8 protein-coding genes are annotated in these 6456 nt (G+C 61.9%); 2 read left to right on the top strand and 6 right to left on the bottom strand.

The features are described 5' to 3' along the window. Window positions 1-34: 34 nt before the first annotated feature. The 3 genes from H7C86_RS38010 to H7C86_RS37550 form a co-directional block, all read right to left on the bottom strand. A complete protein-coding gene (locus H7C86_RS38010; protein WP_261779306.1) occupies window positions 35-373 on the bottom strand; it encodes a hypothetical protein in 339 nt (112 codons plus the stop codon). 78 nt (window positions 374-451) lie between these two features. Further along, a complete protein-coding gene (locus H7C86_RS31610) occupies window positions 452-907 on the bottom strand; it encodes a pyridoxamine 5'-phosphate oxidase family protein (RefSeq protein WP_182262944.1) in 456 nt (151 codons plus the stop codon). A gap of 22 nt (window positions 908-929) precedes the next feature. Continuing rightward, complete coding sequence (locus H7C86_RS37550) at window positions 930-1298, bottom strand: hypothetical protein (protein WP_020906454.1); 369 nt, start codon at window positions 1296-1298, stop codon at window positions 930-932. A gap of 704 nt (window positions 1299-2002) precedes the next feature. Between H7C86_RS37550 and H7C86_RS31600 the strand changes: the two genes are divergently transcribed. Beyond that, entirely contained in the window at window positions 2003-2473 is a 471-nt protein-coding gene (locus tag H7C86_RS31600) for a hypothetical protein (RefSeq protein WP_029254609.1), read from the top strand. A 7-nt stretch (window positions 2474-2480) separates the two neighbouring features. On the opposite strand, the gene H7C86_RS31595 is transcribed toward H7C86_RS31600, so the two are convergent. The 3 genes from H7C86_RS31595 to H7C86_RS31585 all read right to left on the bottom strand — a co-directional run bounded on the left by H7C86_RS31595 (window position 2481) and on the right by H7C86_RS31585 (window position 5686). Beyond that, window positions 2481-3404, bottom strand: coding sequence for a DUF2797 domain-containing protein (locus tag H7C86_RS31595; protein WP_182262943.1), 924 nt, complete (start codon window positions 3402-3404; stop codon window positions 2481-2483). Between the two features lie 63 nt (window positions 3405-3467). Continuing rightward, a complete protein-coding gene (locus H7C86_RS31590; protein ID WP_060938319.1) occupies window positions 3468-4124 on the bottom strand; it encodes a DUF305 domain-containing protein in 657 nt (218 codons plus the stop codon). Continuing rightward, window positions 4121-5686 (bottom strand): LVIVD repeat-containing protein, encoded by a 1566-nt coding sequence (locus H7C86_RS31585; RefSeq protein WP_020968633.1) that lies wholly within the window; start codon window positions 5684-5686, stop codon window positions 4121-4123. The genes H7C86_RS31590 and H7C86_RS31585 overlap by 4 nt, the downstream gene beginning before the upstream one ends. Window positions 5687-5864: 178 nt before the next feature. Between H7C86_RS31585 and H7C86_RS31580 the strand changes: the two genes are divergently transcribed. After that, on the top strand, window positions 5865-6452 hold the full coding sequence (locus H7C86_RS31580; protein WP_225320295.1) for a TetR/AcrR family transcriptional regulator: 588 nt from the start codon (window positions 5865-5867) through the stop codon (window positions 6450-6452). The last annotated feature ends 4 nt before the right edge of the window (window positions 6453-6456 follow it).

Below are 6456 nucleotides of genomic sequence, written 5' to 3'. Positions count from 1 at the left end.
CAATGGGGGCCTACCAGCAAGGTTTTGAGATATGTCAAAACTGCGTGCAGATAATGCGTGTATCGCAGCCGTTGTGGCCGAACTCGACGGTGACGTCGTCGGTCCAGGCGGTACCGAACAGTGCGCGGTCGTATCCGGTCTTGGGTGCGCGTCCCTTGATGGGGATCTGTGCCAGCAGTTCAATTGCGGCGGACGAGGGAGCCGAAGTTCCGGCCGTAACCGTCGTCGTGACGCCGGATCCGATTCCCGAACCGAGAGAAGATGTTTCGGGTGCGTCGGCGTTGGAATTGGCGCAACCTCCCAGCACGATCACGGCAGCAATGCCGATGGTGACGCCGGTGATGCCGCGCCTGTGATGTGCCGTGCGTGCCATGTGTGAGAGTCCATTTCTGCGAGAGATGAACTACAAGTATGTCATTCACGACATTTCGGGCTGAACCGGCACTGTCTGTCAGTCCGGTCGAAGTAGCCATCGCGTCACCGGAACCGACACGAGAACTCGCGGACCTTCACGAGTTTCGTCTGCGGCATCCCAGCCGTCGTACTTCTCGCCGAAAAGTTTCAGGAGATCGCCGAACTCGCCGACGTTGTGATGAATTGTCCCGAGCCCCTGTGCGACCCACGGGTTGTGAGAGGATCCGTCGACTGCCAACGAGACCCGAGGATCGTCCAGCAGGTTCCGGACCTTCCGATTCTGCTCGGCGCTCGGTATCCAGAATGTGTTCTGACGCAGTAAGAACCAGACCGGGGTCGTGTGCGGCGAGCCGTCGCTTCGAAGGGTGGTCAACCACACGCAAGGAGTATCCGCGATAGTCACTGTCCCAGTATCGGTGCCGGCGCGACGTTCACCAATCGACGGTGCGGAACGAACAATGCCCGGTCCTCGCCGTTGGCGAGGACCGGGCATTGCCGGGAAGGGAGTGGAAGCGTCAGATCTCGATCTTGGGTGTCTGTTCGCCCAGCTTGTGGCGGGCCAGTGCCAGGTTCGCACGCGCGCGGTCCAAAACCAGGTACACGAACAGCGTTGACAGTCCGGGCGTCTCGAGGACGCGAATGAGGTGGTACTGGTTACTCAGGGTGATCAGAATGTCTTCGAGGGTGTCGGTAATCCCCAAGTTACTCATCGTGCGGAGCTTTGCTCGCACAACCTCGGAGTTTCCGGCGCCGGCGTACTCGAGGCTGAATGACGGGTTGCCGCTCATACCGAGAACCATCCCGCTGTCGGCGTCGACTACGGCTGCACCGCTGGCACCGTCGATGCGCATCAATTCGCCGAGGATCTTGTCGATGTTGCTCATTGCTTCTCCTTGGTAGGGCAGAGTCGCGCGGGGCGACTCCAGGTGATGCTTCGGTGATGAAGTCATCGGTACATTTCGAGGTGGAATCGTTGGTTGCGGTGTCGGGAGTGGGCTGGGCGGCAACTGTTCAGCTTGTGAGATTTGTGGGCTCGTTCCGTTCGGTGCAGATGAGCGGCCACTCGACGACTCGAATTCGTCGATGCGGTCTGCGGGCAGCCAGCCGTCCCCGGGGGGTGCGCTGAGCGGCCATCTCGTATCCGTCTCGAAGTCCGGCACCGGCGTCTGAAGTTGCGGATACACCGGCGCGGTAAGCGGCCGCTTGTACGGAACCGGCTGACCGCCCGCGTCGGAGACGTTCGCGAACCAGGCGGCATACCCGGGGTCGCTGCGATCGAGGTTCTGCCCGCGATCGTCGTCTTCCTCCCGGGAGCCTCGTCGACGAAAAAGTCCCACTCGTTCCAGCCCCTTAAAGACGAACTATTTCCGATCAGAGCGTTCCGGATGAACGCGGCAGACCGGACAATCCCACCCATAGTTACTTTGCAGTTAAGTCACCGTAGCATGGGTTCGCAGACGGGGCATATGGTCCAATCCTGTAGGCGGGCCGACGAGGCAGTCGGATTCGACAGGCTGCCCGGACGATTCTCGCCGGTCGACGATGCCGGTCCGTTCGAGCGCCAGACGCCCTCTGGCATCCTTGAAGGATGAAGAAAACGATCACCGGGTTCATCGGTGCCTGCTCGCTGGTGGCGCTGGTTGCCTGCGGTTCTGACGGAGACAAGCCGACCGAGGTCGGAACACTCACTTCCTCCGCTTCGGCGACCACCACTGCGTCACCGACGACGTCATCCGAGGCTCCGGCGACATCGTCGGAATCGACTACCGAGGCACCGTCGGTCGACTCGAGCGTCCCGGCTGAGGTCCCGTCGGACCCGAATGTGAGTTCGGCACTGCCACGGACCTACGCGCAGGCGTGCTCCGACGTTCTCCGGTACCTCGACGCATACCAGCCGGCAATTGACGAGTCGGGCGAGGAAATGGGTATGACGCGTGAATCATTGGCAAACGACATGCTGACCTCCATCCAGGCTTATCCCGAGTGGTCGAGCTTGTCTGCCGACGAGCAGGCTGAGGTCACTCGCGGATTCGCCGCAGCGACCGCGGGAAGTTGCTGACCTACTTTCAGAACAACGATTCCTGAATCGCCACGCCAGGGGACTCGAACTCGCCGACGGTGATGGTTCGACCGACCAGTCCGGACACATCCGCGACGAAGCGTGGCGATTCAGGATCGGGGTCGGTCCGCAGCGAGGCGATCGAACCGGCAAGGCCCTCCAAGTACAAGGAATGTTCCCCGGACTCGAAAGTGTGCGGATACGCGATCAACGGTGCCGCATCGAAGACAACGTCGGCGCACGCCGGCGCCGTCCATTCTTCGGGAGCCTCCAGGATCTCGATTCCGTCGATGTCCGATCCGATGTCATTCAGCTCGTCTTTGATCGACGATACGAAGTGGTGCAACGACTTTCGTAGCTTCTCGCGATCCAAGGGTCCTGTCAGCGCTTCGATCTTCCGAGACGTACGTATGGCCTGGCTCAAATGGAAGTGCTCCGAAACTCGGGCTTCGAGGGAACGAATGCTGTAACCGTCCGTCGACCGCGCTACGAACAATGCGCAGACCGCTCCCTGTTCGGCGACTCGCGGATGCTTGCGGAACTCGGCCGCCGTCCCCACCTTCATCTGACCGCCGGCGAAGATGTCGACGTAGAGCCATTGTGGTTGCGTGAGATAGGTGCGCACGTTCGGATGAATGTGCGCGCCGCTGACATGTGCCTGATGAACGGTGGTGAATCCCTCACGATTTCGGCATCGATCGCACTGGCGCCCGGTAACGACCGTGGCCCCGCGGTCACACGGCGAGTGTCCCGGACCTTCGGCGGTGAGATCACGCCACCCGAGGCAACGGCGGCCCTTCGCCTCGTCGACGGAGAATCGCAGAACCGAGTCGTGAGTGAAGAAGGTCGTAGCGGAAGTGGTGTCGTCGACGCATCGGATCCGCGGTGCTGTCGGGTTCGACCATTCGATTCCGCGAACGAGCAGGGTCATTGAAGTGTCGATTCCTTCTGTAGTTCACAGGTCGACACCCATGGTAGTCAGTGCGGATGCGGTTCAGTGCAGTGGTTGCGCCCCACGTTGTCCGAGCATCAGTGTCATCAGCCCGGATTCCTGACTCTGGGAATTGATCATGTCGCGGGCCGACTGTTTCACCGGCCCGCGCTCGAGCAGAGCATCGGCCACCTGTGCCATGGCGATCCCGCCACGGTGGTGGCGTTCCATCAGTTGAAGGAACATAACCTCGGCGTCGAGCCCGCGAGCGGCGCTCAGTTTCTCGAGTTCTTCCGTCGTAGCCATACCCGGCATGGCGTCGGCCTCTGTTTCCGGCGTTGCCGGGTGATGATGAGAGTCGCCAGCGCCGCTCGGTGACGCCTCCATCCACGCCATCGGCGTTCTACTGTTCGGCGGGACACCGGCCAACCTCAGCCAACCGAGCATGACACCGATTTCCGTTCTCTGAACATCGTCGATCTGCTGGGCCAGTCTCGTAACCGCCGGGTCCACATCGGGACTCAGACGCGCGAGAATGAAGAGGGCCTGTTGATGGTGGGCCGCCATGTCATGCACGAATCCGATTTCGGTTTCGCTCAGAACAGCTGTCTGCGTGTGGTTCTCGGGTGCGAACAGCGGACGTAATGCTGCGCCGAGTACGAGCAGCATCAGTGCCGCAGCCACGAGTGCGACGGCCTTGACCGATCGCGGCGCCGTCATGATCCCACGGTCGTCTTCTGGTCAGCGGGTGGTGTGTAGACACCGTTTTCGAGTTGCATGGCAACAAAGCCGTTGTCGGCGCACGTCGCCCACAACGTGGTACCGCGCCATTCGGGTGGGGAGAAGCACCAATCGGTCGAGATATCGCCGAGAGCGACCATGCCCGATCGCGAACTCAGCGCTTGGCCGGGGTCGAACTGGCCTTGCGCGATCGACTGCGCGATTGCCGGCGTGCTGAGAATGGGTACCCCGATGAGCGAGGCGAGAGCGTGCGGCGAGTTGGCGAGTTCGAGATTGTCGCCGGTCCGAGCGGGTGGGTTGAAGTACGCAATTTCGTGGACGTCGAAGGGATCTCGAACATCGAAGACCCGAATCCCGCTCGAGATCCATCCGCATGCCAGCGCCGTCGGGTCGACCGGGCGATCGGCCGAACAGTAGTGAGATTCGTACGCGAACAGCGATCCGCCGGCAGCAGACGCCAGCGCAGCATCTTGATTCTCCGGCAGATTGATCTCGAGCTTCACCGAATTGACGACCGCCGGTTCGTCGTCATTGGAGACGTCGATCAATTTGACTCCGCCGGAACCACCTTCGTCGACGGTGAACAGGTACGGCGAACCGTCGTAGGTGACCGGAATGCTGTGTTGGGTGGCCCAACCGTCGGTCCACGAGAGCTGGGACAGTTGGCGCACCCGAGGATTCGGGACGCGGCGCTGAACCTCACTGATGTCGAGAACATGTATTCCGCCGAGATTGTTCGACAAGTACATGCGATTTCCGTCTGGAGTGATTCCGAAGCCGTGGGTCGACAACCCGATGAGGTCCTGCCAGACGACACGCGGGTTGGCGGGATCGGTGAGATCGACGGCGCTCACCACGCCGGGAGCGGTGCCGGAAGACCAGTAGGTGTTCCCGTCCGGTGAAAATCCACCCTCGTGATTGGTGATGGGCAGCAGCATCCCCAGATCGGTTCCTGGTCCGGGGTTGAGCAGTTTCGGGTGCGCGCAATCGGAGATGTCGTAGACCGACATCAGGCCGACGCCGGTCAAGAGCGGAACGCCCGTGCCCACCAGCAGCTTTCGCGCGGTGTTGACCTTGAGACTCTCCCACGTTCCGGCCAGCATCGCAGGTTCGGTCAGCGTGGCGGTGAGAGCAGGATTGGCAGGATCCGACACGTCGAGAACTTGCACGCCCTGCGCGGGGCCCAGGAGGTTCCCGGGGAAGAAGCTGCCGATGTACGAGCAGTGTTCGAAGTTGGTGGACGTGATCCCGCCGCCGCGACCCGAGTAACCGCCGATCTGAGACATGTTGCAGCTGTACCCGTCTCGGCTGCGTCCGCTGTTTCGGTCCTCGGCCGGAACATCACCCTGCAACCCGGTCTCGGGCATCGAGCCCGGGCCGCATTCGGCGCGGCTTGCAGCGTTGGAAGCGACACCCGGGTTCTCGTGGATCGAGCCCGGGGCAGTGGCGGGCTCAGCAGAAGCGACGCACACGGGAAGGACGGTGATCAAGGTGACGAGCGCGATGGCAGATCTGGTTCTGATGGTCGTGAACGATTTCATCGAGTCCAACTCCCGGTGCGGGATTGCCTTTCGTATCTCACGGGCAGACGTACCTCAAGGACAGGCAGCACGGAGGGCAGGCGCGCGTTCGAGCGCTCACGACGATCGGGTCGGGGTGTGAACCGGTGTCGGGCCGCAACCAACCGGACAATGCTGTCCGGTTGGTATCGTAGTGTGCGTGACATCGTCTGGCCGCGTCAATAGCGGATCTCTCAACAGAGGGCCGAGAGATGCGGCGCGCAATCGTGCGGCGCTCATCTCAGCAGCTCGCGAGGTGTTCGCCACCCAGGGATTTGCTGCTCCGCTCAGCCTGATCGCCCGCACGGCCGGCGTCGGCCAGGGCAGCCTCTACCGGCACTTTCCCACTCGCGAAAGCCTCGCACTCGCGGTGTTCGACGAGAACATCGTCGAGCTGCAAGATCTGGCGGCTGATCCGGATTCGACTCTCGACGATCTTTTTCGTTTGTTGGTCGACCAGATCACTACCTCCATCGTGTTCGTGGAGGTCATCAAGCCGGTCTCCTTCGGCGACTCGCGACTGAATTCGGCCGGCGCCCGTTTGACCGATCTCCTCGAAGGGCGCCTCGACGAGGCGCGTCGAACTGGGAAGATACGAGAGTCCGTGACTGCTGAGGACGTGATCCTGGCGATCGCCATGTTCGCCGCGATCATGGAACGGACTGCCGAGAGCTCGCGGAAAGAAGTTGCGCACTCGGCCTGGAACCTTCTTGTGCAGGGACTGGCCGGGCCGGCAGCGGCGGGCTGAGTCG

The sequence above is a fragment of the Rhodococcus sp. UFZ-B548 genome, from assembly GCF_903819475.1.
Lineage (GTDB): Bacteria > Actinomycetota > Actinomycetes > Mycobacteriales > Mycobacteriaceae > Rhodococcus_F > Rhodococcus_F erythropolis.
Note: the sequence above shows the minus strand (reverse complement) of the source record. Positions and strands in the feature narration are given on the sequence as shown.

What these genes read in the sequence shown, in the direction of transcription:
- H7C86_RS38010 (WP_261779306.1), bottom strand. Translation starts at nt 373, where the DNA reads ATGGCACGCACGGCACATCACAGGCGCGGCATCACCGGCGTCACCATC.
- H7C86_RS31610 (WP_182262944.1), bottom strand. Translation starts at nt 907, where the DNA reads ATGCCCGGTCCTCGCCAACGGCGAGGACCGGGCATTGTTCGTTCCGCA.
- H7C86_RS37550 (WP_020906454.1), bottom strand. Translation starts at nt 1,298, where the DNA reads ATGAGCAACATCGACAAGATCCTCGGCGAATTGATGCGCATCGACGGT.
- H7C86_RS31600 (WP_029254609.1), top strand. Translation starts at nt 2,003, where the DNA reads ATGAAGAAAACGATCACCGGGTTCATCGGTGCCTGCTCGCTGGTGGCG.
- H7C86_RS31595 (WP_182262943.1), bottom strand. Translation starts at nt 3,404, where the DNA reads ATGACCCTGCTCGTTCGCGGAATCGAATGGTCGAACCCGACAGCACCG.
- H7C86_RS31590 (WP_060938319.1), bottom strand. Translation starts at nt 4,124, where the DNA reads ATGACGGCGCCGCGATCGGTCAAGGCCGTCGCACTCGTGGCTGCGGCA.
- H7C86_RS31585 (WP_020968633.1), bottom strand. Translation starts at nt 5,686, where the DNA reads ATGAAATCGTTCACGACCATCAGAACCAGATCTGCCATCGCGCTCGTC.